General features: G+C 72.2%; 21 protein-coding genes and 1 tRNA gene. 7 read left to right on the forward strand and 15 right to left on the reverse strand.

What is annotated here, in order from left to right:
• Nucleotides 1–47: 47 nt before the first annotated feature.
• The 6 genes from ACIBD9_RS30920 to ACIBD9_RS30945 all read right to left on the reverse strand — a co-directional run bounded on the left by ACIBD9_RS30920 (nucleotide 48) and on the right by ACIBD9_RS30945 (nucleotide 5,473).
• The gene (locus tag ACIBD9_RS30920) at nucleotides 48–878 is read right to left on the reverse strand and encodes a 3'(2'),5'-bisphosphate nucleotidase CysQ (RefSeq protein WP_396722940.1); all 831 of its coding nucleotides are present in this window, start codon (nucleotides 876–878) and stop codon (nucleotides 48–50) included.
• A gap of 132 nt (nucleotides 879–1,010) precedes the next feature.
• A complete protein-coding gene (gene pth / locus ACIBD9_RS30925) occupies nucleotides 1,011–1,601 on the reverse strand; it encodes an aminoacyl-tRNA hydrolase (RefSeq protein ID WP_396722941.1) in 591 nt (196 codons plus the stop codon).
• Nucleotides 1,602–1,696: 95 nt separating this feature from the next.
• On the reverse strand, nucleotides 1,697–2,386 hold the full coding sequence (locus ACIBD9_RS30930; protein WP_387172401.1) for a 50S ribosomal protein L25/general stress protein Ctc: 690 nt from the start codon (nucleotides 2,384–2,386) through the stop codon (nucleotides 1,697–1,699).
• Nucleotides 2,387–2,719: 333 nt separating this feature from the next.
• Complete coding sequence (locus ACIBD9_RS30935; protein ID WP_030329105.1) at nucleotides 2,720–3,700, reverse strand: ribose-phosphate diphosphokinase; 981 nt, start codon at nucleotides 3,698–3,700, stop codon at nucleotides 2,720–2,722.
• 58 nt (nucleotides 3,701–3,758) lie between these two features.
• Nucleotides 3,759–5,291 (reverse strand): bifunctional UDP-N-acetylglucosamine diphosphorylase/glucosamine-1-phosphate N-acetyltransferase GlmU, encoded by a 1,533-nt coding sequence (gene glmU, locus ACIBD9_RS30940; RefSeq protein WP_396722943.1) that lies wholly within the window; start codon nucleotides 5,289–5,291, stop codon nucleotides 3,759–3,761.
• A gap of 110 nt (nucleotides 5,292–5,401) precedes the next feature.
• Nucleotides 5,402–5,473 (reverse strand) — tRNA-Gln (locus tag ACIBD9_RS30945).
• 314 nt (nucleotides 5,474–5,787) lie between these two features.
• Between ACIBD9_RS30945 and ACIBD9_RS30950 the strand changes: the two genes are divergently transcribed.
• Both ACIBD9_RS30950 and ACIBD9_RS30955 read left to right on the forward strand, forming a co-directional pair.
• Entirely contained in the window at nucleotides 5,788–6,753 is a 966-nt protein-coding gene (locus tag ACIBD9_RS30950; protein ID WP_396722944.1) for an acyl-CoA desaturase, read from the forward strand.
• Between the two features lie 224 nt (nucleotides 6,754–6,977).
• Complete coding sequence (locus tag ACIBD9_RS30955) at nucleotides 6,978–7,676, forward strand: TetR family transcriptional regulator (RefSeq protein WP_387172407.1); 699 nt, start codon at nucleotides 6,978–6,980, stop codon at nucleotides 7,674–7,676.
• A gap of 6 nt (nucleotides 7,677–7,682) precedes the next feature.
• Here ACIBD9_RS30955 and ACIBD9_RS30960 read toward each other — a convergent pair whose 3' ends face one another.
• From ACIBD9_RS30960 to ACIBD9_RS30990, 7 genes are all read right to left on the reverse strand, one after another.
• The gene (locus ACIBD9_RS30960; RefSeq protein ID WP_396722946.1) at nucleotides 7,683–8,159 is read right to left on the reverse strand and encodes a DUF4383 domain-containing protein; all 477 of its coding nucleotides are present in this window, start codon (nucleotides 8,157–8,159) and stop codon (nucleotides 7,683–7,685) included.
• 217 nt (nucleotides 8,160–8,376) lie between these two features.
• Nucleotides 8,377–8,832, reverse strand: a complete 456-nt coding sequence (locus ACIBD9_RS30965) for a DUF4383 domain-containing protein (RefSeq protein ID WP_396722947.1) — start codon at nucleotides 8,830–8,832, stop codon at nucleotides 8,377–8,379.
• 100 nt (nucleotides 8,833–8,932) lie between these two features.
• The gene (locus ACIBD9_RS30970) at nucleotides 8,933–10,738 is read right to left on the reverse strand and encodes an ABC-F family ATP-binding cassette domain-containing protein (protein ID WP_396722949.1); all 1,806 of its coding nucleotides are present in this window, start codon (nucleotides 10,736–10,738) and stop codon (nucleotides 8,933–8,935) included.
• Between the two features lie 120 nt (nucleotides 10,739–10,858).
• Nucleotides 10,859–11,806, reverse strand: a complete 948-nt coding sequence (locus ACIBD9_RS30975; protein ID WP_396722951.1) for a 4-(cytidine 5'-diphospho)-2-C-methyl-D-erythritol kinase — start codon at nucleotides 11,804–11,806, stop codon at nucleotides 10,859–10,861.
• Nucleotides 11,803–12,387 (reverse strand): Uma2 family endonuclease, encoded by a 585-nt coding sequence (locus ACIBD9_RS30980; protein ID WP_396722953.1) that lies wholly within the window; start codon nucleotides 12,385–12,387, stop codon nucleotides 11,803–11,805. The genes ACIBD9_RS30975 and ACIBD9_RS30980 overlap by 4 nt, the downstream gene beginning before the upstream one ends.
• Nucleotides 12,388–12,419: 32 nt before the next feature.
• Entirely contained in the window at nucleotides 12,420–13,289 is an 870-nt protein-coding gene (gene rsmA / locus ACIBD9_RS30985) for a 16S rRNA (adenine(1518)-N(6)/adenine(1519)-N(6))-dimethyltransferase RsmA (protein ID WP_238661153.1), read from the reverse strand.
• 46 nt (nucleotides 13,290–13,335) lie between these two features.
• The gene (locus ACIBD9_RS30990; RefSeq protein ID WP_396722955.1) at nucleotides 13,336–14,235 is read right to left on the reverse strand and encodes a TatD family hydrolase; all 900 of its coding nucleotides are present in this window, start codon (nucleotides 14,233–14,235) and stop codon (nucleotides 13,336–13,338) included.
• Nucleotides 14,236–14,364: 129 nt separating this feature from the next.
• Here ACIBD9_RS30990 and ACIBD9_RS30995 point away from each other — a divergent pair, with 129 nt between their 5' ends.
• Nucleotides 14,365–15,612, forward strand: a complete 1,248-nt coding sequence (locus ACIBD9_RS30995; protein ID WP_396722957.1) for a hypothetical protein — start codon at nucleotides 14,365–14,367, stop codon at nucleotides 15,610–15,612.
• Between the two features lie 46 nt (nucleotides 15,613–15,658).
• Here ACIBD9_RS30995 and metG read toward each other — a convergent pair whose 3' ends face one another.
• Nucleotides 15,659–17,461 (reverse strand): methionine--tRNA ligase, encoded by a 1,803-nt coding sequence (gene metG, locus ACIBD9_RS31000; protein ID WP_396722958.1) that lies wholly within the window; start codon nucleotides 17,459–17,461, stop codon nucleotides 15,659–15,661.
• Nucleotides 17,462–17,610: 149 nt separating this feature from the next.
• On the opposite strand from metG, the gene ACIBD9_RS31005 reads away from it, so the two are divergent.
• Nucleotides 17,611–18,669: a hypothetical protein gene (locus ACIBD9_RS31005; protein ID WP_396722959.1), complete on the forward strand. Its 1,059-nt coding sequence runs from the start codon at nucleotides 17,611–17,613 to the stop codon at nucleotides 18,667–18,669.
• A gap of 31 nt (nucleotides 18,670–18,700) precedes the next feature.
• On the opposite strand, the gene rsmI is transcribed toward ACIBD9_RS31005, so the two are convergent.
• Nucleotides 18,701–19,540, reverse strand: a complete 840-nt coding sequence (gene rsmI / locus ACIBD9_RS31010) for a 16S rRNA (cytidine(1402)-2'-O)-methyltransferase (RefSeq protein ID WP_396722970.1) — start codon at nucleotides 19,538–19,540, stop codon at nucleotides 18,701–18,703.
• Between the two features lie 141 nt (nucleotides 19,541–19,681).
• Here rsmI and ACIBD9_RS31015 point away from each other — a divergent pair, with 141 nt between their 5' ends.
• From ACIBD9_RS31015 to ACIBD9_RS31025, 3 genes are all read left to right on the forward strand, one after another.
• Entirely contained in the window at nucleotides 19,682–21,343 is a 1,662-nt protein-coding gene (locus tag ACIBD9_RS31015; protein WP_396722971.1) for a dolichyl-phosphate-mannose--protein mannosyltransferase, read from the forward strand.
• 365 nt (nucleotides 21,344–21,708) lie between these two features.
• Nucleotides 21,709–22,992, forward strand: coding sequence for a VWA domain-containing protein (locus ACIBD9_RS31020; RefSeq protein WP_396722961.1), 1,284 nt, complete (start codon nucleotides 21,709–21,711; stop codon nucleotides 22,990–22,992).
• Complete coding sequence (locus ACIBD9_RS31025) at nucleotides 22,992–23,774, forward strand: peptidase (RefSeq protein WP_396722963.1); 783 nt, start codon at nucleotides 22,992–22,994, stop codon at nucleotides 23,772–23,774. Before ACIBD9_RS31020 ends, ACIBD9_RS31025 begins: the two co-directional genes overlap by 1 nt.
• Nucleotides 23,775–23,913 lie beyond the last annotated feature (139 nt).

A 23,913-nucleotide genomic window follows, 5' to 3' on the forward strand; every position in this document is an offset into this window, starting at 1 on the left:
GATTTCCAGACCTTTCCGGTCGGGCATGTCAAGAAAGTCCGCTCAGGCTACCCGGAATGTTTCTGCAGCGCTGCAAGCAACCGGGTGGCGAGATCCTTGCGACAGACCAGGAGGTCGGGCAGGCGCGGATCCGCCTCGTTGTATTTCAGCGCAGAACCGTCGATCCGGGAAGCGTGCAGTCCGGTGGCCGTCGCCACAGCGATCGGGGCCGCCGAGTCCCACTCGTACTGCCCACCTGCGTGGATGTACGCGTCCACCTCGCCGGTGACCACGGCGGCGATCTTCGCTCCGGCCGAGCCCATCGGCACCAGGTGCGCCCCGACGTCCTCGGCCAGATCGGTCAGGAAGACCGGCGGCCGGCTCCGGCTCGCCGCCAAACGGATCTTCCGCTCGCCGGCCGTCGCCGCCTCCACAGTCATCGGCGGGTACGCCGGCGGGTAGTCCGTGCCCAGCACCCGGTGCTGCGCCGGCAACCCCACCGCCCCGGCGACCAGGCCGTGCGGACTCGGCGCACTGCGTGCCCAGAGCGCCACGTGCACCGCCCAGTCCGAGCGGCCCTCCTCGGAGAACTCCCGGGTGCCGTCCAACGGGTCGACGATCCACACCCGATCCGCGGTCAACCGCGACACCGCTCCGCTGTTCACCTCCGCGGCCCAGGCCAACCGCGATCCCTCGTCCTCCTCGGAGAGCACCGCGTCATTAGGACGCCACTTCGCCAACTCCGTGCGGATCAGGTCGTGCGACACCTTGTCACCGGCCGACTTCAGCGCGCCGGTGTCGGCGAAACCCATCTCCGTGCGCAGGTCGAGCAGCGCCTGCCCGGCCCGGGACGCCAGCCACCGGGCGAACGCGCCATCGATCATCGGAGGACTGCTCATCTGTCCGCTCCCGTCGCCTCGCCGCGCTGCCCGCACGGGCCGATCCGCCGCGACTCGCGTCGCCGGTCGCGGCACGCCGAAAGGCGCAGACTACCGGCCCGCGGTTTCCGATTCGGGTACGCCCCGCCCGGCTCAGCTGCCGTGGTAGAGGTTCTGGGTCGGCTCCACGCCCTTGCTGATCACCGACTCCACCACGTCGGCGGCCCGGTCCACCAGGAAATCCAACTCCTTGCGCTCGGCCGCGCCAAAATCCGACAGCACATAATCCGCTGGGTCCTGCCGCCCCGGCGGTCGGCCGACGCCGAACCGCACCCGGGCGTAGTCCTTCGTCCCCAACGACTTCGACATCGAGCGCAGGCCGTTGTGCCCGCCCTCGCCGCCGCCGAACTTGATCCGCACCTGACCGAAGTCGATGTCCAGCTCGTCATGCACCGCGATCACCTGCGTCGTCGGCACCTTGTAGAACTGGGCCAGAGCCGCCACCGGCCCGCCGGACAGGTTCATGTACGTCAGTGGCTTCACCAGCACCAGCTTCGGCCCACCGAACCCCAGCCGCGCCTCGGCCACCTCGGCCACCGCCCGCTTGTGCCGGCCGAAACGCGCGCTCACCCGCCCGGCCAGCAGGTCGGCCACCATGAACCCGACGTTGTGCCGGTTGCCGGCGTACTCCCGACCCGGGTTGCCCAGGCCGACCACCAGCCACGGCCCCGCCTCGTCCGTCACGACCCGTCCCTTCCGACGCCCATCCCAGCCGACTCCCGATATGCCGACAGGCGCCCCCGAACACTCGGGGACGCCTGTCGCACAGTACGAACCGATCAGGCCTCGGTGCGCCCCTCGGTGGCCTCGGCGGCCGCCTCGGTGTCCGCGCCCTCGGAGCCCTCGGTGGTCTCGCCGACCTCGGCCTCGGCCTCGTCGGTGGCGGTCTCGACCTCGGGCAGCGTCGCCTCAAGCTGCTCGGCGGTCGGGGCGGCGGTGATCGACGCGACGGTCAGCTCCGAGTCGACGGCCAGCTCGACGCCGGCCGGCAGCTCGACGTCGCCGGCGGTCACCAGGGTGCCCGCCTCCAGGCCCTCGATCGACGCGTCGAGGTGGTCCGGAACCTTGGTGGCGTCCGCGGTCACCGAGAGGGTGTCGTGGTCGTGCACGATCAGGGTGTCCCGAGCGGCCTCGCCGGTCAGCTGGACCGGAACGTCGACGGTGACCTTCTCGCCCCGGCGGACCAGGATGAGGTCGACGTGCTCGAAGGTGTCGCGGATCGGGTCACGCTGGATCGCCTTCGGCAGCGCCAGCACCTGGGTGCCGTCGGTGATGTCGATCGCGAAGAGCTGGTTGGCACCGCCCTTGCGGATCGCGGCGGCGAACTCCCGCGACGGCAGCGCGATGTGCTTGGGCTTCTCGCCGTGGCCGTACAGCACGGCGGGCACCTTGCCGGCCCGGCGGGTACGGCGGGCACCACCCTTGCCGAACTCGGTACGGGGCTCGGCGCTGATCTTTACCTCGGACACGGGGAAACTCCTGATGCTTTTCGCTGCGGCGGCTTGTCGTCTAACGGTGCTGGGGCGAGGGGCTCGCTGGGGCTCATGCGTCATGAACGACTGCCCGGAGCACCGCGTCGATGACGGTGCCTCCGTGCGGCGCTTTTCAGCGGCCCGCCGGGCACCCTCGCCGTGGCAACCGCACCAGTCTACCCGAGCTGTTTCCAGGGTTTCCGGCAGTCCCCGTTCACGGCTCATGACCGACGCGCCGGTGGGCCTCCCACCAGCGTGCCGGCCCCGTTTCCGCCAGTTTGCCAGCCCCGTTCCCACCAGCGAGTCAGGTGGCGGAAACGGGGCTCCAGCTCAGCTCAGGCCACCGAAGAGGGTGGTCACCGAGCCGTCGTCGAAGACCTCTCGGATCGCCCGCGCCAGCAGCGGCGCGATCGACAACACGGTGAGCTTGTCCAGCTGCTTCTCGGGCGGGAGCGGCAGGGTGTTCGTCACCACGATCTCGCTGATCGAGCTGTTCTTCAGCCGCTCGGTGGCCGGGTCGGAGAGCAGCGCGTGGGTGGACGCGACCACGATCTCCGCCGCGCCCGACTCCTTCAGGATGTCGGCGGCCTTGGCGATGGTGCCCCCGGTGTCGATCATGTCGTCGACGATCAGGCAGACCCGGCCCTCCACCTCGCCGACCACCCGGTTCGCCACGACCTGGTTCGGCTTCATCGGGTCACGGGTCTTGTGGATGAACGCCAGCGGGCAGCCGCCCAACCGGTCGGTCCACCGCTCGGCCACCCGTACCCGGCCCGAGTCCGGTGCCACCACGGTCATCGGCCGGCCGGCGTACTTGTGCTCCACGTACTCGGCCAGGATGTCCATCGCGAAGAGGTGGTCCACCGGGCCGTCGAAGAAGCCCTGGATCTGCGCGGTGTGCAGGTCGACGGTGAGGATGCGGTTCGCGCCGGCGGTCTTCAGCAGGTCCGCCACCAGGCGGGCCGAGATCGGCTCCCGGCCGCGGTGCTTCTTGTCCTGGCGGGCGTACGGGTAGAACGGCAGCACCACGGTGATCCGCTTGGCCGACCCCCGCTTCAGCGCGTCCACCATGATCAGGGTCTCCATGACCCAGGTGTTCACCCCGTGCGTGACGGACTGCACCACGAAGGCGTCCGAACCACGCACCGAGTCCTTGAACCGTACGAAGATCTCACCGTTGGCGAACTCGTACGCGTCGGCCGGCGTCGGCGCGACGCCGAGCACCTCGCCGATCTCCTTGGCCAACTCCGGAAAGCCACGTCCGGAAAAGAGCATCAGGCTTTTGCGGTTTTCGGCGACGATGCTGCCCATGGGCCCGTCTGCTCCCGTTATGTCGGCGGTACCCGACCCGGTGGTGGTGGGTCAGGGACTATTCGGTTGCAGTATCTCCCGCGCCGGATGCGCCGCCCACCGTCTCGGTCGCCCCGTGCATTGCCTCACTGTCGCTTGCGGCGCCGGCCACCCCCGACGCACCCTTCGCGTCGCCGACTCGCTGCGCCGCCTCCGCCGCGGCGGTGCCGGGGCGCCGCATGACCACCCAGCCCTCGATGTTGCGCTGGCGCGCCCGGGCGACACCCATCGCGCCTGCCGGCACGTCGTCGACGATCACCGAACCCGCCGCCGTGTACGCCCCGTCGCCCACCTCTACCGGCGCCACGAACATGTTGTCCGCACCGGTCCGCGCGTGGCTGCCGATCACCGTGCGGTGCTTGTTCACCCCGTCGTAGTTCACGAAGACCGACGCGGCGCCGATGTTGGTCTGCTCGCCGATCGTCGCGTCGCCGACGTACGTCAGGTGCGGCACCTTCGCGCCGGCGCCGATCTGCGAGTTCTTCACCTCGACGAACGTGCCGACCTTCGCCTTCTCGGCAAGCTGGGCCGCCGGCCGCAGGTACGCGTACGGTCCGACGGTCGCGCCCGCGCCCACCTCGGCGCCGACGGCGTGGCTGCGGATCACCGACGCGGCGGGGCCGACGACGGTGTCGATCAGGGTGACGTCCGGACCGATCAGCGCGCCCGCGCCGACCACCGTGGCGCCGCGCAACTGGGTGTTCTGGTCGACCACCGCGTCCCGGTCCAGCGCGACCGTCACGTCGACCCAGGTGGTGGCGGGGTCGAGCAGGCTGACCCCGGTGCGCATCCACGCCTCGTTGATCCGGTCGCGCAGCAGCCCGCGCAGCGTCGCCAGCTCCACCCGGTCGTTGCAGCCCAACGTCTCGACGTGGTCCGTGGCGACGTGCACCGCCACCGGCTCACCGGCCGAGCGGAGCAGGCTGAAGACGTCGGTGAGGTACTCCTCGCCCTGGTCGTTGTCGGTGGAGAGCTTGCCCAGCGCCTCGCGCAGCCGCACCGCGTCGAACGCGTAGATGCCGGCGTTGATCTCCCGAATCGCGCGCTGCGTCGCGTCGGCGTCGCGTTCCTCGACGATCCGCTCCAGGCGGCCGTCGGCGTCCCTGACGATCCGACCGAGGCCGGTCGGGTCGGGCACCTCGGCGGCCAGCACGGTGGCCGCCGCGGCGGCCTCCTCGTGTGCGGTCACCAGCGCACCCACCGTCTCGGGTCGCAGCAGCGGTACGTCCCCGTTGATCACCACGACCGTGCCGGCACCGTCCGGTACGGCGTCCAGCGCGATCCGCACCGCGTGCCCGGTGCCGAGTTGCTCGGCCTGGAGCACCGGCGTGGCGTCCGGGGCGACCTCGGCCAGGTGCGCCCGGACCTGGTCGGCACCGTGCCCCACGACGACGACGGTGCGGTCCGCGCCGAGCGGGGCGGCGGCGCTCAGCACGTGGCCGAGGAGCGTCCGACCGAGCAGGGGGTGCAGCACCTTGGGCAGCGTCGACTTCATCCGCTTGCCCTCACCGGCGGCAAGTACGACGACGGTACGGAGGTGGGGCTGGGGCACGACGTGGCTCCCGTCGGGACGGCGGACACTCTCGCGGCCATGCTAGCCGCGGGGCCCGGCGCGTTCCCCTCTTACCCCCACCGGACCCTAAAACGGGCGTAGGTGGGCAGCTCGGCCGCCAGGGTTCGAACCTGAAATACGGGTACCAAAGACCCGGGTGTTGCCAATTACACCACGGCCGATCAGCGACGCGCGCACGCCGCACGAGGGATGGACATCCCGCCGCTACACCTTAGCGCCCCGACCGGCGGACGCCAGCGCTCATCCCGCCGCACCGCCAGCGCTCGGCGCCGTCGACGTCCCGGGCTGGACGACCCGCACCCCCGGCCGCCCCGATTCCCGGACCGGTCAGGTACTCACCGCCAGGGTGGCTGACCTGCGACTTTGGGCGGTTACGCGAGGACAATTCGAAACTTCCCCGTGCGATCTACGGTGCCGTAAGTTACGGTGACGTAGGCGTAGCTTCGTGATCGTTACCATCCCCCTGCGAGGTCCCATGTCCACTGCTGTGCTCGATTCCAACACCGCCGGCCCCGGCCCCAAACCACTCACCGACGGCAGCCAGTCCCCCGGCATCCTGGCCGCCCTCTGGGCTTTCGTGGTGATCCCCTTCGTCGCCCTGCTGGTCGCCGTGCCAATGGCGTGGGGCGGCTGGCTGGGCTGGTCCGACGTGATCATCGGCCTGGTCTGGTACGTCGTCTCCGGACTCGGCATCACCGTCGGCTTCCACCGCTACTTCACGCACGGCTCGTTCAAGGCCAAGCGGTGGCTGCGGGTGACGCTCGCGGTCGCGGGTTCGCTGGCGGTGCAGGGCGAGATCATCCAGTGGGTCGCCGACCACCGGCGGCACCACGCCTTCTCGGACCTGGAGGGTGACCCGCACTCGCCGTGGCGCTTCGGCACCAGCTTCTGGGCGTTGACCCGGGGCCTGTTCCACGCACACGTGGGCTGGCTGTTCCGCCGGGAGCTGTCCAACCGCGAGCGTTTCGCACCGGACCTCATCGCCGACCGGGACATCAGCCGGGTCGACCGGCTCTTCCCCGCACTGGTGGCCATCTCGCTGCTCGGCCCGGCGCTGATCGGCGGCCTGGTGACCTGGTCCTGGCAGGGTGCGCTGACCGCGTTCTTCTGGGCCGGGCTGGTCCGGATCGGCCTCCTGCACCACGTCACCTGGGCGATCAACTCGGTGTGCCATGTCTACGGCGAGCGTCCGTTCGCGATGCGCCAGGGCGACCGCGCGTCGAACTTCTGGCCGCTGGCGATCCTGTCCTTCGGCGAGAGCTGGCACAACCTGCACCACGCCGACCCGACCAGCGCCCGGCACGGCGTACTGCGCGGTCAGGTGGACATCTCCGCCCGGGTGATCTGGTTGTTCGAGAAGGCCGGCGCGGCGACGCAGGTGCGCTGGCCGAAGCCGGAGCGCCTCGCCGCCAAGCTCGTGAAGCCGGTCGCACCCCACTGAAACCGGGCGGTGCACGCGGATGCCGCCTGGCAGGATGGCCGGATGACCGAGCCATGCGGGGGGACCGGGCGGCTCGGCGGACGGGGGGCCGCGCCGGATCCGGGTACGGTCGAACGGCGCGGCAGGGTGGTCGGACCGCCCGACAGTGAGGCGACGACGTGAACGGGCACAGCGGAGGAACCATTCCACGGCAGGGCGTCACCGAGCGCCAGCAAGGTGGCGACATGCCTGAGGTCAGCGACGACGCGGGGGCGGGTGTCGGCGGCCGACGGGTGACGCCAGCCGCGGCTCCGAAGGCCAAAGCGCCCTCCCGGGTCCGCATGTCGGCGGCCCAGCGACGGGAGCAGTTGATCGCGACCGGCCGGCAACTCTTCGCCGAGCGTGGGTTCGACGCCACCTCCATCGAGGAGGTGGCGGCCCGCGCCAAGGTCTCCAAGCCGGTGGTGTACGAGCACTTCGGTGGCAAGGAAGGGCTCTACGCGGTGGTGGTGGACCGGGAGGTCCGGGCCCTGCTGGACCGGATCACCACGGCGTTGACCGCCGGGCATCCGCGGGAGCTGCTGGAACAGGCGGCGCTGGCCCTGCTGACCTACATCGAGGAGGAGACCAGCGGTTTCCGGGTGCTGGTCCGCGAGTCGCCGCTGATGTCCGGCACGGCCACCTTCAGCAGCGTCATGAACGATGTGGCGCACCAGGTCGAGCACATCCTGGGCGCCGAGTACAAGAGCCGCGGGTACGACCCGAAGCTCGCCGAGCTGTACTCGCAGGCGCTGGTCGGCATGGTGGCGTTGACCGGCCGCTGGTGGTTGGAGGTGCGTAAGCCGCGCAAGGAGACGGTGGCGGCGCACCTCGTCAACCTGGCCTGGAACGGGTTGTCGCACCTGGAGGCGAAGCCGACGCTGATCACCGCGCGGCGTCACTGACCCCGATCAGCGGCGGTGCACGTCGGCCACCGGGTGCTTGCGGTGCTCCAACTCCGCCTCGGCGGACTCCGGTGGACCGACCTTGTCGTAGAGACCGGTGCCGAGCAGGATCAGGCCGAACAGCATCGACACGACCACTGTCGACATCGAGAAGTTGAGGAAGTTCGCCTCGGTCTGCAGCACCGACATCATCAGGATGCTGGTCACCAGGAACACCACGCCGGCGGTGAGATTCATGTAGTGGCCGAGGTTGGTGCGCCGTGACGCCCCGATGATCAGGACGATCCCGAAGATCACCGAGGCGAGCGAGAAGGCCAGGTTGGTCCGGAGCCCGAGGGCCCAGGTGCTGCTACGGGCAAAGAGCGGGTCGCCGAGCGTCTCAGCGACGCCCCAGACGCCGAAGACGAGGATGTAGACGCCGATCAGCCCGGAGAGGACCCGGTAGAGCGGCCGTGCCGGATGGTTAACCGGAAAATGCGGCATAGCCCAGACCCCCAAGATGACCGTTTCAGGGGAATTGTCACCCAGGGCAGAGCCGACTGTCCGCAGAACCACAAAGCCGACGGGTCCGCCGAATGGCTGGACCAGTTTTCGCCGGAGCCCGAGCTGCGCAGGGATCAAGCCTGACCGCCCGGAGCAGCTCGGGCTCCGGCGAAAACCCACGGCCGCAACCAACCAAAGCCACCGCCGCAACCAAGGATCAGAGAACGAGACGAGCCTTCTGGAACGCCTCGGCCTCGTCCTCCGTGCCGACCTTGCCGTACATGCCGACCATGAGCAGCACCAGGGCGGCCGTCATCACCACGATCACGGTGGTGATGCTGAAGTTGAAGATGTTGGCGTCGGTCCGGATGAACGCGAGACCGGCGAGGCTGACCACCATGAGGCTGTACGCCAGCCACTGGTTGATCGCCACGTCGATGTTGCGGCCGAGCGCGGTGCCGGCCAGCACGACGAGCCCGAGCAGCACGCTGAGCAGCGAGAAGCCGAGGTTGGTGCCCTGACCGAGGACCCGGGTGTCGTCCTGGGCGAGGATCTCGTTGCCGGTGCTCGCGATGATGCCGAGCACACCGAAGACGACCAGGTACAGACCGGTCAGCCCGCCGATCGCCCGGTAGATCGGCCGCGCGGGGTGGTTGACGGGGGTGTGTGCCATGTCTGTGTCTCCAACGCCGTGGGGTAGGTGTCGCCGACGATTGTCTCGCATGTGGTGGTGTGACGCCGCACACGGGGCCCGGGCCGGCGCGCCCGGCCGGTCAGCTCTCGGGCAGGTCCTCGGCGAGGGTCATCCAGCTCTCCTCGATCCGCTCCCGCTCGGCGCGCAGATCCTTGAGCTGGGTGTCCAACTCGGCGACCCGGGCGTAGTCGGTGGCGTCCGCCGCGAGCTGGTCGAGCAGCGTGGTCTCGCGCTGGTCGAGCTTGCTGAGCTGCCGCTCCAGCCGGGTCAGCTCCTTGCGGGCCTGACGGACCTCGGCGGCGGACATGCCACCTCCCGAGGGGGCAACGGGCGCGGAGGTCGAGGTGACGCCCGCCCGGGGAGAGCCGGCCCGCTCGGCGGTCCGCGCGAGGTACTCGTCCACACCGCCCGGCAGGTGCACCAGCCGACCGTCGCCGAACATCCCGTACGCCGTGTCGGTGACCCGCTCGATCAGGTACCGGTCGTGGCTGGCCACGATGATCGTGCCGGGCCACGAGTCGAGCAGATCCTCCAGCGAGGCGAGGGTGTCCGTGTCCAGGTCGTTCGTGGGCTCGTCGAAGAGCAGCACGTTGGGCTCGCCGGCCAGCAGCCGCAGCATCTGCAACCGGCGGCGTTCCCCACCGGAGAGGTCACTGACCGGGGTCCAGAGGCGGCGGTCGTCGAAGCCGAACACCTCGGCGAGCTGCGACGCGGAGACCTCCCGGTCGCCGAGCTGAACCCGGCGGGCGACCTCCTCCACCGCCTCCAGCACCCGCAGGTGCCCGGGCAGCTCGGTGAGCTCCTGGGAGAGGAACGCGGGCCGCACGGTGGAGCCGGTGCCGAGCCGGCCGCCGTCGGGGCGGGTGATGCCGGCGAGCATCCGCAGCAGCGTGGTCTTGCCGGCGCCGTTGGCACCGAGGATGGCGATCCGGTCACCGGGGCCGACCAGCCAGGTGACGTCGCGAAGGATTTCCTTCGGGCCGGCGTGCAGCTCGACGTTCTCCAGGTCGTACACCTGCTTGCCGAGCCGGGAGGTGGCCATGCGCTGCAACGACATGGTGTCGCGGGCCGGCGGCACGTCGGCGATCAACGCGTTCGCGGCGTCGATGCGGAACTGCGGCTTGGAGGTCCGCGCGGGCGGGCCACGGCGCAGCCAGGCGATCTCCTTGCGGAGCAGGTTCTGCCGGCGGGCCTCGGTGGCGGCGGCGACCCGCTCGCGCTCGGCGCGGGCGAGGGTCCAGGCGGCGAAGCCCCCCTCGTAGGCGCGGACGGTCTGGTCGGCGACCTCCCAGGTGGTGGTGCAGACCGCGTCCAGGAACCACCGGTCGTGGGTGACCACGACCAGGGCGCCCTTGCGGCCGACCAGGTGCCGGGCCAGCCAGTCGACACCGCCGACGTCCAGGTGGTTGGTGGGCTCGTCGAGGATGAGCAGGTCGGAGTCGCGGACGAGCAGCGCGGCGAGCGCGACCCGGCGTCGTTCGCCACCGGACATCGGGCCGACCGGCTGGTCGAGGCCGAGGTGCGGCATGCCGAGGCCGTCGAGGATGGCCCGCACCCCGGCGTCGCCGGCCCACTCGTGCTCGGCGCCCATGCCCTCGGCGAGCCAGGCGGTGCCGAGCACCACGTCCCGGACGGTGGCCTCGGGGGCGAGGGTGAGCTGCTGGGGCAGCCAGAGCACGCGCAGGTCACGGCGGTGGGTCACCCGGCCGTCGTCGGGGTCCTCCTGCTTGGTGAGCAGCCGCAGCAGGGTGGACTTGCCGGCGCCGTTGAGGCCGACCACGCCGATCCGGTCGGCGTCGTCCAGGCCGAGCGAGACGTCCGTGAGCAGCCGCCCGGCGGCGCCGTACCCCTTGGACACCCGGTCCAGATTGACGATGTTCGCCACGTTCCACCCTTCATGATCAAGGCGTCCCGGTGCCGGCGGGCACCTGGACGCCTGTCCCAAGGGTACGCGGACGCCCCGAACGCCCGCGCCGCGTGCCAGCAGCCCCGGTGGGACGGCTCGTCAGCCGACGCGGGCGCCGGCGACCGGACCGTGCGCGACCCGCGCCTCCCGGCAGACGCCCGCGGCGGTCAGCTCGGCGGCGATCCGCTCCGCGTCGGCCGCGTCGGCGGCGAGGAACACGCAGGTCGGGCCGGAGCCGGAGACGATGCCGGTGAGCGCGCCGGCCGCCTCGCCGGCCTTCAGCGTGTCGGCCAGCGCCGGGCGCATGGCCAGCGCGGCGTCCTGGAGGTCGTTGCCGAGCGTACGGGCGAGCACCCGGGGGTCACGCTGGCGCAGCGCGCCCAGTAGGGCGTCGGTACTGCCCAGCGGGGTGCCAGCGGCACCGGAGTCACGGAGCCGGTCCAACTCGCGGTACGCCGTCGGGGTGGACAGGCCGGCGTCGGCGATCGCCACCACCCAGTGCCAGGAGGTGGGGCGGACCAGCACCGGGCTGATCGCCTCACCCCGGCCGGTGCCCAGCGCGGTGCCACCGTAGATCAGGAACGGCACGTCGGAGCCGAGGTCGGCGGCGATGCCCGCCAGCTCGTCGCGGGACAGCCCGGTGCCCCAGAGCGCGTCGCAGGCCACCAGCGCGGCCGCCGCGTCGGCGCTGCCGCCGGCCAGCCCACCGGCGAGCGGGATCTGCTTGCGCAGGTGCAGTCGGGCGTGCGGCAGCACCCCCGCGTACCCGGCGAGGGCGTGCGCGGCGCGGATCACCAGGTTGGTGTCGTCCAGGGCCAGCTCGCCGGTGCCCTCACCCTCCATCGTCAGGGCGAGGGTGTCGCCCCGGCGGGCCGTAAGCTCGTCGTAGATCGAGATGGCGTGGTAGACCGTGTTCAGCTCGTGGTAGCCGTCCCGGCGCAGCGGGCCCACCCCGAGGTGCAGGTTGACCTTCGCGGGCACCCGCACCCGCACCGGGCCGATGGCCCCGCGTCGCTCGTCGTCGTCCGGTCGCCAGGCCTCGGTCACGGGGTGATGTCCCGCAGGTGCAGGCGGATGTCGAACGGCTTGGCCACGATCAGCTCCTCGGCGGAGTCGGCGGCCAGCTCGTACCGGCCGCCGACCAGGTCGTACGCGTACACGTGCAGCGGGTCCTGCTCGATCCGCCAGTAGTGCGGAATCCCGGCGTCTGCGTAGTCGGCCGGCTTTTCCAACCGGTCCCGACGACGGGTGCCGGGTGAGACGACTTCGACGGCGAGCACGACCTGCTCAGCCTCGAAGTAGTGGTGGTCGGGCGCCACCGGACGCCGCAGCACGACGACGTCGGGTTCGAGGGTGTTCCGATGGTTGATCGCCACCCCGACGGCGGTGGCCGGCGTCAACTCGGCCGGCGCGTGCTGCCGTAGCCACATCCACAGCAGGTTGCCGATGTTCTGATGACCAAAGGTCGGGGAGGGGACCACGACGAGGACTCCGTCACGTAGCTCGACGCGGGGGGCGTCGTCGGGCAGGGCAAGCACGTCCTCGATGGTGTGGTTGGCCAGCCGCTGCCGGACGGGATCCGGACTCCACATCCCGTGGGCGGCCGGCTCGATCGGCTGCGCTGTCACTCGTACACCTCCTCGGCGGGCACGGCGTCAGCCTACTTCCCGGCCGGCGTACCGACCGGAGCCGACGCGGCGATGGCGGCGAACTGCTCGACGGTCAGTGACTCCCCACGGGCGCCGGGGTCGACGCCGGCGGCGGTGAGCGCCGCGGCGGCCCGGTCCGCGCCACCGGCCCAGCCGGCCAACGCGGCGCGCAGCGTCTTGCGGCGCTGCGCGAACGCCGCGTCCACCACGGCGAAGACCCGTTCCCGGGGTACGTCGGCGCGGGGCGGCTCGTGGCAGGTGAAGGCGACCAGGCCGGAGTCGACGTTGGGCACCGGCCAGAACACGTTCGGCGGCACCTTGCCGGCGCCCCGGGCCTGGGCGTACCAGGCGAGCTTCACGGACGGGATGCCGTACACCTTGGAGCCGGGACCGGCGACGAGCCGGTCGGCGACCTCCTTCTGCACCATCACCAGGCCGTGTCGCAGGGTGGGCAGTACGGCGAGCAGGTGCAGCACCACGGGCACGGCCACGTTGTAGGGCAGGTTCGCCACCAGCGCGGTCGGCGGCGGGTCGGCCAGCTCGGCGGCGGCGATGCGCAGCGCGTCGGCGCGGTGCACGGTGAGCCGGGCGGCGTCGGCCCCGGCGTGCCGCGCGACGGTCTCCGGCAGCGCCCCGGCGAGCACCGGGTCGATCTCCACGGCGTGCACGTGCCCGGCGACCGGCAGCAGCCCCAGGGTCAGCGAGCCGAGCCCGGGCCCCACCTCCAGGGCCACGTCGTCGGGGGTCAGGCCGGCGGCGGTGACGATCCGGCGCACGGTGTTCGGGTCGTGCACGAAGTTCTGGCCCAGCTTCTTGGTGGGCGCGACGCCCAGCCGGGCGGCGAGTTCCCGGATCTCCGCCGGGCCGAGGAGACCGGTCATGCCGGGCAGCGTACCGACGGGGCCCCCGCCGACCGTCGGGCCGGGCTCACCACGGGCCGAAGGCCCGGTCGCCGGTGGCGGAGATGGCCGCGCACAGCTCGTCCAGGTCGCTGCCGGTGGTCGCGGCGAGCGCCCGGACGGTGAGCGGGATGAGGTACGACGCGTTCGGCCGGCCGCGGTACGGCATCGGGGTGAGGTACGGGGCGTCGGTCTCCACCAGCATCTGGTCCAGCGGGGTGAGCGCGGCGGCCTCGCGCAGGGCGGCGGCGCTGCCGAAGGTGACGGTGCCGGCGAAGCTCAGCAGGTAGCCGCGGCGGACGCACTCGCGGGCGAAGTCGGCGTCGCCGGAGAAGCAGTGCAGCACCACCCGGTCGGGAGCGCCCTCGTCGTCGAGGATCCGCAGCACGTCCGCGTGCGCGTCGCGGTCGTGGATCACCAACGTCTTGCCGTACCGCTTGGCGATGGCGATGTGCGCCCGGAAACTCTGCTCCTGCGCGGCACGCCCCTCGTCGCCGGTCCGGAAGAAGTCCATCCCGGTCTCGCCGATCCCCCGGACCCGGTCACGGGCGGCGAGTGACTCGATCTCCCGCAGCGCCTCGTCGAGGTCGCTCAGCCGGGGCGCCTCGTTGGGGTGCAGCGCCACGGTGGCCAGCACGGCGGGGTAGCGGTCGGCGGTGTCCGCGCCCCACCGGGAGGAGGCGACGTCCACGCCCACCTGGACCAGTCGGTCCACGCCGACCTTCGCGGCCAACGCGATGGCAACGGCGACCGGGTCGTCGGCCGACCCGCCGCCGGGCACACCGGCCTCGCTGACCGTGATGTCCAGGTGGGTGTGGCTGTCCAGCACCGCCCGGGGCAGCGACTCGGGGGCGGGCGGAAACTCTCCGGCCCGCCGGGCGGCACGCTCGCGGCGGGATTCAGTGGGCTCGCTCATCAGCGACAGCATCACACACCGGGCCTGTCCATCTGCCCGCCACCCGACGTTCACCTCGACTACGCCGTGCGACTCTACGGTCACCAGCGACCGGACGCGAAAGCGTGCGGACCTCATCCCACCGAGCAGGGAGGCGACGGCATGAGCGTCAGCCCCCAGACCGGCGGCAGCGCTGGCGAACGGACCGGACTGCACGTGGCGTTCGGCGGCGGCGTGTACCCGGCCGAGGAACTCGCCCGAGGCGCCGCGTACGAGTTGTTCAGCGCCGACGAGGTGGCCGGCTTCGAGTGGGCGCCCCGCCCGGGTAGCGCCCTGCCGTGGCGCCGCTTCGTGCACGTCACCGAGGTGACCGTGGTGCACGGGGCGACGGAGCCGGCCGACGAGCCGGAGACGCCGCTGCTGATGCCCGCCCACCGCGAGCGGGGTTGGGCGTACCTGCACCAGCTCAGCCAGCAGCCGGCGGCGGCGGGCGACCCGATGCTGACGATGGCGCGCGCGTCGGCGGTGGTTCGGCGGGGCACCCGGATGATGAAGGTGCTCTCGGCCCAGCAGCTCGCCGGCTACGTACGGGGTTGGCTGCCGCACGGCTTCTGCTTCCGCGAGCACGACGTGGCGCACCTGCGTACGCCGGCGACGACGACGGTGCTGCGTACCGACGGTGACGCCGGCCGGGACGGCCCGGACGTGGCGTACGCGCTGCGCTGGCGCGCGTCCGACCCGGGCGACTACGACGTGCCGGTGGGCCCGGCACACCGCGGCCTGACCGCGTTGGGCTCCCGGGACCGGCTGGGCGCCCCGGTGCTGGGCACCGGCTTCGTGCCCAGCAACGGTCAGCTCATCCCGGAGTTCATCACCCGGGACTTCGCCGACCTGCCGATGCCGGCGAACGCCGCCCTCATCGCGTACCCGGCGGAGGGGGTGGAGGTGGTGCTGTACACCTACCAGGCCGAGCAGCGCGGGTGGCTGCGGATGGTGGGCCCGCAGTGGCGGCACCTACTGGCCGCGGTGCCGGGCCTCTCCCCGGACCAGGAATACGTGCCGAACGCCGACGCGCCCCGCTCCACCCAGTTGGTCGGCATGTACGGCGACACCGAGTACGAGGCGGTCGCCGACCTGCCCGGCGGGTTCCGGGTGCTGGCGATGACCCGGGCGGCCCGTTACCCGGTGGACGCGGTGGCCCGCCGAGTCCGGTTCGCCCAGTGGCGGGGCGTGCCGTGCCTGGTGCTGCGGGAGGAGGCCGGCTGGCTGCGGGTGCGCCTGCGCTACCCGAACCCGGACACCGTGGTCACCACCGGCGCGCAGTGCCAGGAACGTGGCATCTACGAGGCCTGGGCGCCCAGCGCCGAGGTGACCGACGACCAGGTGATGGACACCCGGTACGCGATGTGAGGGCGCGCGGCGGGCGGGTCACCCCGCCGCCGCGCGCGTCGTGCGTTCAGTCGGCCAGCCGGGCCAGTTCCTCGTCGACGATCGACGGGTCGAGCTTGCGGAACACCGGCTTCGGCACGGCCAGCGGCCGGCCCGCCTCGATCGGCACCGACTCCCAGCGCGCGCCGACGGTGTAGTCCCCGGTGAGCACCGGGTACGCCGGGCCGCCGTCCAGGTCGTCGACCTGCTCGATCACCGGCATCGGCGCGTGTACGCCGGTGCCTCCGAGCAGCTCGTGCACCTGCTGCGCGGAGTGCGGCAGGAACGGGGTGAGCAGCGTGTTGGCATCGCTGATCACCTGGAGGGCGACGTGCAGGATGGTGCCCATCCGGGGCTTGTCCGCCTCGTCCTTGAGCTTCCAGGGCGCCTGCTCGGAGAGGTACCGGTTGGCCTCGGCGACGACCTTCATGGCCTCACCGATCGCCTGCTTCTGCCGGTGCCGGCCGATCAGGTCGCCGACCGTGGTGAACCCGGCCCGGGCAACGGCGAGCAGCGCCTCGTCGGCCTCGGTGAGCCCGGCCGGGTCGACCGGCGGGATCGCCCCGAAGTTCTTCGCGGCCATCGAGACGCACCGGTTGACCAGGTTGCCCCACCCGGCGACCAACTCGTCGTTGTTGCGGCGAAGGAACTCGGCCCAGGTGAAGTCGGTGTCGTTGCTCTCCGGGCCGGCGGCGGCGATGAAGTAGCGCAGCGCGTCGGCGTCGTAGCGCTCCAGGAAGTCGCGAACGTAGATGACCACCTTGCGGGACGACGAGAACTTGCGCCCCTCCATGGTCAGGTACTCGCTGGAGACCACCTCGGTGGGCAGGTTGAGCCGGCCCAGCTCGCCCGGCTCGCCGTCGCGGGAGCCCTCACCGGAGTATCCGGAGAGCAGCGCCGGCCAGATCACCGAGTGGAAGACGATGTTGTCCTTGCCCATGAAGTAGTAGGACTGGGAGTCCTTACCGGCACCGTCGGTGGACCACCACTTCCGCCACGCGTCGGGGTCACCGGAGCGGCGGGCCCACTCGATCGAGGCGGACAGGTAGCCGATCACGGCGTCGAACCACACGTAGATCCGCTTGTCCGACCGGTCGCGCCAGCCGTCGAGCGGGATCGGTACGCCCCACTCCAGGTCGCGGGTGATCGCCCGTGGCTGGAGGTCGTCGAGCAGGTTGCGGGAGAACCGCAGCACGTTGGGCCGCCACCCCTCGCGGGTGTCCAGCCACTGCCGCAGCACGTCGGCCAGGGCCGGCAGGTCCAGGAAGAAGTGCTCGGTCTCGACGAACTTCGGAGTCTCCCCGTTGATCCGCGACTTCGGGTCGATCAGGTCGATCGGGTCGAGCTGGTTGCCGCAGTTGTCGCACTGGTCACCGCGGGCGCTGTCGTACCCGCAGATCGGGCAGGTGCCCTCGATGTAGCGGTCGGGCAGGGTGCGCCCGGTGGACGGGGAGATCGCCCCCATGGTGGTCTTCGGGACGATGTAGCCGTTGCGGTACATCCCCTCGAACAGCTCCTGCACCACCGCGTAGTGGTTGCGGGTGGCGGTGCGGGTGAACAGGTCGTAGGAGAGACCGAGGCCGTGCAGGTCCTCGACGATCACCCTGTTGTACCGGTCGGCCAGTTCGCGCGGGGTCACCCCGTCCGCGTCGGCCTGCACCTGGATCGGGGTGCCGTGCTCGTCGGTGCCCGAGACCATGAGCACGTCGTGACCGGCCATCCGCATGTACCGGGCGAAGACGTCGGAGGGAACGCCGAAACCGGAGACGTGGCCGATGTGGCGGGGGCCGTTGGCGTACGGCCAGGCCACTGCCGCGAGAACGTGACTCATGAGCAGTGAGCCTAGTGACCCGTCCGGGGCGTCCGCGAACCAATGGGGGGTGCCCGACCGGCGGACCGGGCCGACCAGCTCGCCCGTTGGTCCGATTTGTCGTCGACACGCGGCTCAGCTGCCCGTTTCACCTCCTGCAGCGGTGTGCAATGAACGTCGTGACGGGCAGAGGAGCGGCGCGGGACCACGAGGACCGTCCCACCGGACCGGCGGTCGGCGACGATCCGGGGCCCGAACCCGTCGTGCCCCGGGTCACCGGGGTCGCGCCCCAGCCCCGGCTGGTCCCGGGCGCCGACCCGGGCGCGCAACGACCCACCCCGACCGGGAGGTCCGCTGCCCCGGCCCGCCCCACGCCGGCGGCGCCGTCGCCCACCCCGACCCGACCGACCCCGGGGGCACCCGTACCCAGCCCGGCCCGGCCGGGCTCGGCGGGCGCGCCGACCGGATCGGCGTCGGCCGGTGCGGAGCCCGTCGAGGTGGAGCCGACGACCGGCGCGCCGGTGGACGCGGTGCCGCGTCGGGTGCCGGTCCGGCAGCAGGGCCGCCGGCAGCGGGACCACCGGCCCGACGGCGACCCGTCGGACGACGACGGCGCTTTCTGGGCACCGATCGAGCAGGTGCACTGGGACGGCACCCCGGTCCGCACGGACCCGGCACCGGCGCGGTTCCGCGGCTTCCGGCTGGCGCGGCGCCGGGCACCCAGCCGTACGCCCCCACCGCCGGATCCGCTGCCCGGGCTCGCCGCGCTGGTGATGCTGAGCCTGGTCGCGGCCTTCTTCGCCTGGGTCAGCGCCGGCCCGTTCTGGCTCGCGGTCGGGCACGCCCGAACGGGCACGGTGGTGATCGACGAGTGCTCCGGCGGCGGGCTCACCCAGCGGTGCCGGGGGATCTTCACGGCCGAGGACGGGCAGTTCATCGCCCATGGTGTGCGGGTCAGCGGCGTGCCCGTCGAGGGCAGCGCGGCCGGCACCCCGCTGCCGGCGCGGATGACCGGCCCGGACAGCGGCACCGCGTACGCGGACGTCGGCCTGGGCCGGCACCTGCGGTGGCTGCCCGGGCTGTTGGGGGTGCTGGGCTGCACCGCCGGCATCGTCCGGTGGACCGGATCGGCCCGGCTGCCCGGCCGGCGGCACCGCCGTTGGGCGGTGGCCGCCGCCATCGCCGGCCCCACGCTGATCACCGTCGGCTTCCTGGCCGCCGCGTGGTGAGCCCGCTGTCCGGCGGGCCCGACAACCTTGGTCAGCTGTGCACGATGGTGTAGACGTCCCGGCGGCGCAGCGCGTACTCGGTGGCGACGTCGGTGATGGCGTCCCGGCGGGACCGGCCGGCGGCCTCCCGCTCGGCGACGGCGGCGCGCAGGGTGTCGTCGTCGGGGCGTTCGGCGGCGGTCACCGGGGCTCCGGCCACCACCAGGGTGATCTCCCCGCGCGGGTCTCCCTCGGTGGCCCACCGGGCCAGCTCGCCGAGGGGGCGGCGGAGCACCTCCTCGTAGGTCTTGGTGAGTTCGCGGCAGAGCGCGGCCGGCCGGTCCGCCCCGAACGTGTCGGCCAGGTCGGTGAGGGTCGCCCCGATCCGGTGCGGCGCCTCGAAGAAGACCAGGGTGCGCTCCTCGGCGGCGAGCGCGCGCAGTCGGGATCGACGGCCGCCGCCGGTGCGGGGCAGGAAGCCCTCGAAGCAGAACCGGTCGCAGGGCAGCCCGGAGACGGCCAGCGCGGTGGTGACCGCGCTCGGCCCGGGGGCGACGGTGACCGGCGCTCCGACATCCAACGTGGCCCGGACCAGCCGGTAGCCGGGGTCGGAGACGCTCGGCATCCCGCCGTCGGTGACCAGCGCGACCACGTACCCGGCGAGGATGGCCTCGACCAGCTCGGGGGTGCGCCGCTCCTCGTTGCCCTCGAAGTAGGAGACGATCCGACCGCCGACGGTGAGGTCGAGATCGCGGGCCAACCGGCTGAGCCGGCGGGTGTCCTCGGCGGCGACCACGTCGGCGCTGATCAGCACCTCCCGGAGCCGGGCCGAGGCGTCGGCGGGGTTGCCGAGCGGAGCACCGAGCAGAATCAGGTGCCCAACTTCGGACATTTCACCCACGGATTCGTCTCCTTCATTGACTGGGAATACCGGTATCAGGGACGACGGACGCCGCCGGACACCTTGGCAGCCTACGATCGCCGGGTGACGAGTGCGTCGACAGCGCAGAGCCCGAGCGCCGATCCGGACAAGATGATCCAGGTGACGGGCGAGCCCGGTGCCACCCAGGAGCCGACGGCACCGAACGCCGAGGGTGGCGGGGTGGCCGCCATGGTCCGGCGACGGTTCGCCACCGTCGACACCCAGGCGGACCGGTTCTCCTGGCTCGCCACGGCAGTGGTGGTGGCCATCGCGGCGATCCTGCGCTTCGTCGGGCTGTCCAGCCCGAAGGGCAAGATCTTCGACGAGACGTACTACGCCAAGGACGCCTACGGGCTGATCTCCCGTGGCGTGGAGTGGAACTACAAGGACAACGTCCCGTCGTACGTGGTGCACCCGCCGCTGGGCAAGTGGCTGATCGGCGTCGGCGAGTGGGCCTTCGGCTATCAGGACGCCGACTCCAAGGTCTCCGTCCCCGGGCACCTGATGACCACCGCGCCGGAGTTCGGCTGGCGATTCTCGGCGGCCGTGATCGGCACGCTGTCGGTGCTGCTACTGGTCCGCATCGGTCGGCGGATGTTCCGCTCGACGGTGCTCGGCTGCGCGGCCGGCCTGCTGCTCGCGCTGGACGGCTTCCACCTGGTGCTGTCCCGCGCGGCGCTGCTCGACATCTTCCTGCTCTTCTTCGTGCTGGCCGCGTTCGGCGCGCTGGTGCTCGACCGGGACGCCCGCCGCCGGCGTTGGGCACAGGCTCTGGACGACGGGCTCGATCCGAGCCAGCCGGGCCGGGCCGGCCGGCCGCCGACCGGTTGGCGCACCTGGCCGTGGTGGCGGCTGGCCGCCGGGGTGTTGATCGGCTGCGCCTGTGCGGTGAAGTGGAGCGCTCTGTACTTCGTGCCGGCCTTCGCGCTGCTGGTGCTCTTCTGGGAGGTCGGCGTCCGTCGCTCGGCGGGGGTCCGCCGGCCCTGGCGGGACACGCTCGTCGACGAGCTGCCCTGGCTGGTGCTCGCGGGCGTGCTCATGGTGGGCACCTACGTCGCCACCTGGTCGGGCTGGCTGCTCACCGACGACGGCTACTACCGGCTCGCGTCGGCCTACCCGAGCGCCCCGCTCAGCGACCGCCCGGTGATCGGCCCGCTGATCAACCTCTTCGAATACCATCGCGCGGCGTACGGCTTCCACGCCCAGCTGGACGACGCGCACAAGTACCAGTCGTGGCCGTGGCAGTGGTTGCTGTTGGGCCGGCCGGTGGCGTTCCACTACGCCAGCAACGGCGTCTGCGGTGCGCCGACCTGCGCCTCCGAGATCCTGCTGCTCGGCACCCCGCTGCTCTGGTGGTCGTTCCTGCCCGCCCTGGTGGCGCTGGTCTGGCTGGGTGTTGCGCGGCGGGACTGGCGGGCCGGCGCGATCCTGCTCACCGTGGCCGCCGGGCTGCTGCCGTGGTTCTGGTTCGCCCTCGACGGCCGGACGATGTTCTCGTTCTACGCCGCGCCGGCGGTGCCGTTCCTGGTGCTGGCCGTGGTGTACGTGCTCGGCGCGCTGATCGCGCCCGCCGGGGGTGACGTGGGTGCGGTGGCGCCGCTGGTGCCCGGTGACCCGAGTTACGAGCGCCGGCTGGTGGGCAGCATCGCGGCGGGGGCGTACGTGCTGCTGGTCGGGCTCTGCTTCGCGTACTTCTATCCGATCTTCGTCGGCCGGGTGATTCCGTACTCGGACTGGCTGTCCCGGATGTGGCTCGACGGTCGGTGGATATAAGCGTCGACAGGCGACGCGCCGCACAGCGCGACGAGAGAAGGGCCCGCACGCCGAAGCGTGCGGGCCCTTCTTCACAAAGACGCGCGCCCCGATCGCCTGCCACGGGGGAAGCGGGCGATTGGGGCGCGCATGAAGAGCTTAACCACCGCGCACCACCGGCACAACGGGTCGACTTGGGTCAGATTTCCGACGGATGGTGGCCGGGCCGACACCTTCCCTCGCACAGTTGACCGAGGGTGACCCGGCGTGGACCCAGAGCGTGGGTGCGGCCGGTCCGAGGTGGCCGCTGACCCGGCCGGTGTCGTCAGCTCCACGCGCCTCCACCCAAACGATCATCCAAAGTGGATCTCACTACACTGCCGGTCGTGATCAACTTCAGACGATCGACGGCGGTCCTTCTCGGGCTGCTGGCGACCACCGCACTGGCCGGGCCCTCCCCGGCGCAGGCCGACGAGGAGCCGGCGCCCGAGCCGCCCCGGGTCGAGCTGGTGCTCGACGTCAGCGGGTCGATGCGCGCCGCCGACATCGACGGACGCACCCGGATCTCGGTCGCGCAGCAGGCCTTCAACGAGGTGGTGGACGCGCTACCCGAGGAGACACAGCTCGGTATCCGGGTGCTCGGCGCGACCTACCGCGGCAAGGACAAGAAGGTCGGTTGCCAGGACACGCAGCAGATCGTGCCGGTCGGCCCGGTGGACCGGTCCGCCGCCAAGGCGGCCGTGGCGACACTCCGGCCGACCGGGTTCACCCCGGTCGGGCTGGCGCTGCGCTCCGCCGCACAGGACCTGGGCACCGGAGCCACCACCCGGCGGATCGTGCTGATCACCGATGGCGAGGACACCTGTGCTCCGCCGGACCCGTGCGAGGTGGCCCGGGAACTGGCCGCCCAGGGCACCAGCCTGGTCGTCGACACCCTCGGCCTGGCCCCCGACGAGAAGGTCCGCCGGCAACTGCTCTGCATCGCCAGCGCGACCGGCGGGACCTACACCGCCGCGCAGAGCGCCGAGGAGCTGACCGACCGGATCAAACAGCTCGTCGAGCGGGCCGCCGACACGCACACCCGGGCCCCGACCGTGGTGGGCGGCACGACCGCGTGCGACTCCGCGCCACTGCTCGCCCCCGGCGTCTACGCCGACCGGGAGGCGTTCTCCGAGCATCGCTACTACCGGGTGCCGATCCGCCCCGGGCAGGAGCTGCGGGCTTCGGTGAGCATGGCGTTGGACCGAGCCGTCAACCGGGACTACGGGGTGTTGCTGCGGGCCACCGCGGCCGACGGCCGGGAGCTCGTCCGGGGCGCGGACGCCGGCAGCGGACGGGCCGACGTGCTCTCCGCCGGGCTGCGCTGGTCGGCCACCGCCGACGACGAGGATGCCGCGGAGACCGAGGAGAGTTCCGCGCCGGTCGTCGAGCCCACCACCGTCTGCCTGGTGGTGAGCAACTCGTTCGCCCCGCGTCCCGGCACCGCGGCGACCCCGGGCATGCCGGTGGAGTTGACCATCGACGTGGTCGCCGCCGCGCCCGCACCGGACGGACCGGACCTCGGCCGCGGCTGGGTGCTGCTCGCCCTGCTCACCATCGCCGGGCTGATCACCGGTCTGCTCGCCGGCCTGCTCACCCGCTGGTGGGTCGCCACCTGGAGGGAGAACTGATGCGCACCGCACTGTTCCGGTCGATGGCGGCGCTGCTCGCCGCCGGCGGGGCCGCTCTGCTGCCCGCTGCGGCCGTCGCCGCACCGACCCCCTCCCCCGGTGCCACGCCGGTGAACCGTGCCGGCACGTCGTTCCTCAGCGCCACCCCGATCACCGCCGGACAACCGGTACGGGTGGACGCCTCGATCGGCGACCACCTCTACTGGTCGTTCCCGGCGACGGCCGGACAGGTGCACGAGATCAACGCCACCGTCACCTTTCCGAAGGGACGCAGCGGCGCCTCCACCTGGACGGTGGACGTCTTCGACGGGCTGCGCCGACGCCAGGCGTGCACGGCGGGGGCACAGACCCCGACCGTGGACGCGAAGGCGCCGAACGTGGTGCTGGGCTGCACGCTGCGCGAGGTACGGCCGTGGGCGGAGCCCTGGTCGGCCGATCCACTGCCCGGCACGTACGTCATCCGACTCTCCGTGATCGACCTGCCGGAGCCGGATCTGGGTGCGCCGGTCGGCGTGGACCTGCTGGTCGGCACCATCGCCGACCGGGGCGCCTCGGCCGACGACGGCGAGTTGGCCGCACCGCTGGTGCCGAACACCAAGGCCGGCACGGTGCTCAACGCCGTACCCCCGGTGGACGCGGAGGCCGACGACGAGGGCGACCCGCTCGCGGACTGGTTGCCGGATCTCGGCTCGCGCTGGGTCTGGACCGGCATCGGCGGCGCGCTCGCCGCGGTGGCCGGCGTGTTCGGCTTCGCGGTGACCCGCCGGCCTCGACGTCGCTGAACGCCCCGCTGGTGGGCCCCCCCCCCGGCGGGGGCCCCCCCCCGGCCCCCCCCCCCCGGGCCGCGCCGCCCCCCCCCCCCGAACCCCCGCCCCCCCGCCAACACCCCGGGGGCGCGCCCCTCCCCCCAGGCCGCGGCGC

The sequence above is a fragment of the Micromonospora sp. NPDC050784 genome (genome assembly GCF_044456765.1).
GTDB classification, from domain to species: Bacteria; Actinomycetota; Actinomycetes; order Mycobacteriales; family Micromonosporaceae; genus Micromonospora; species Micromonospora foliorum.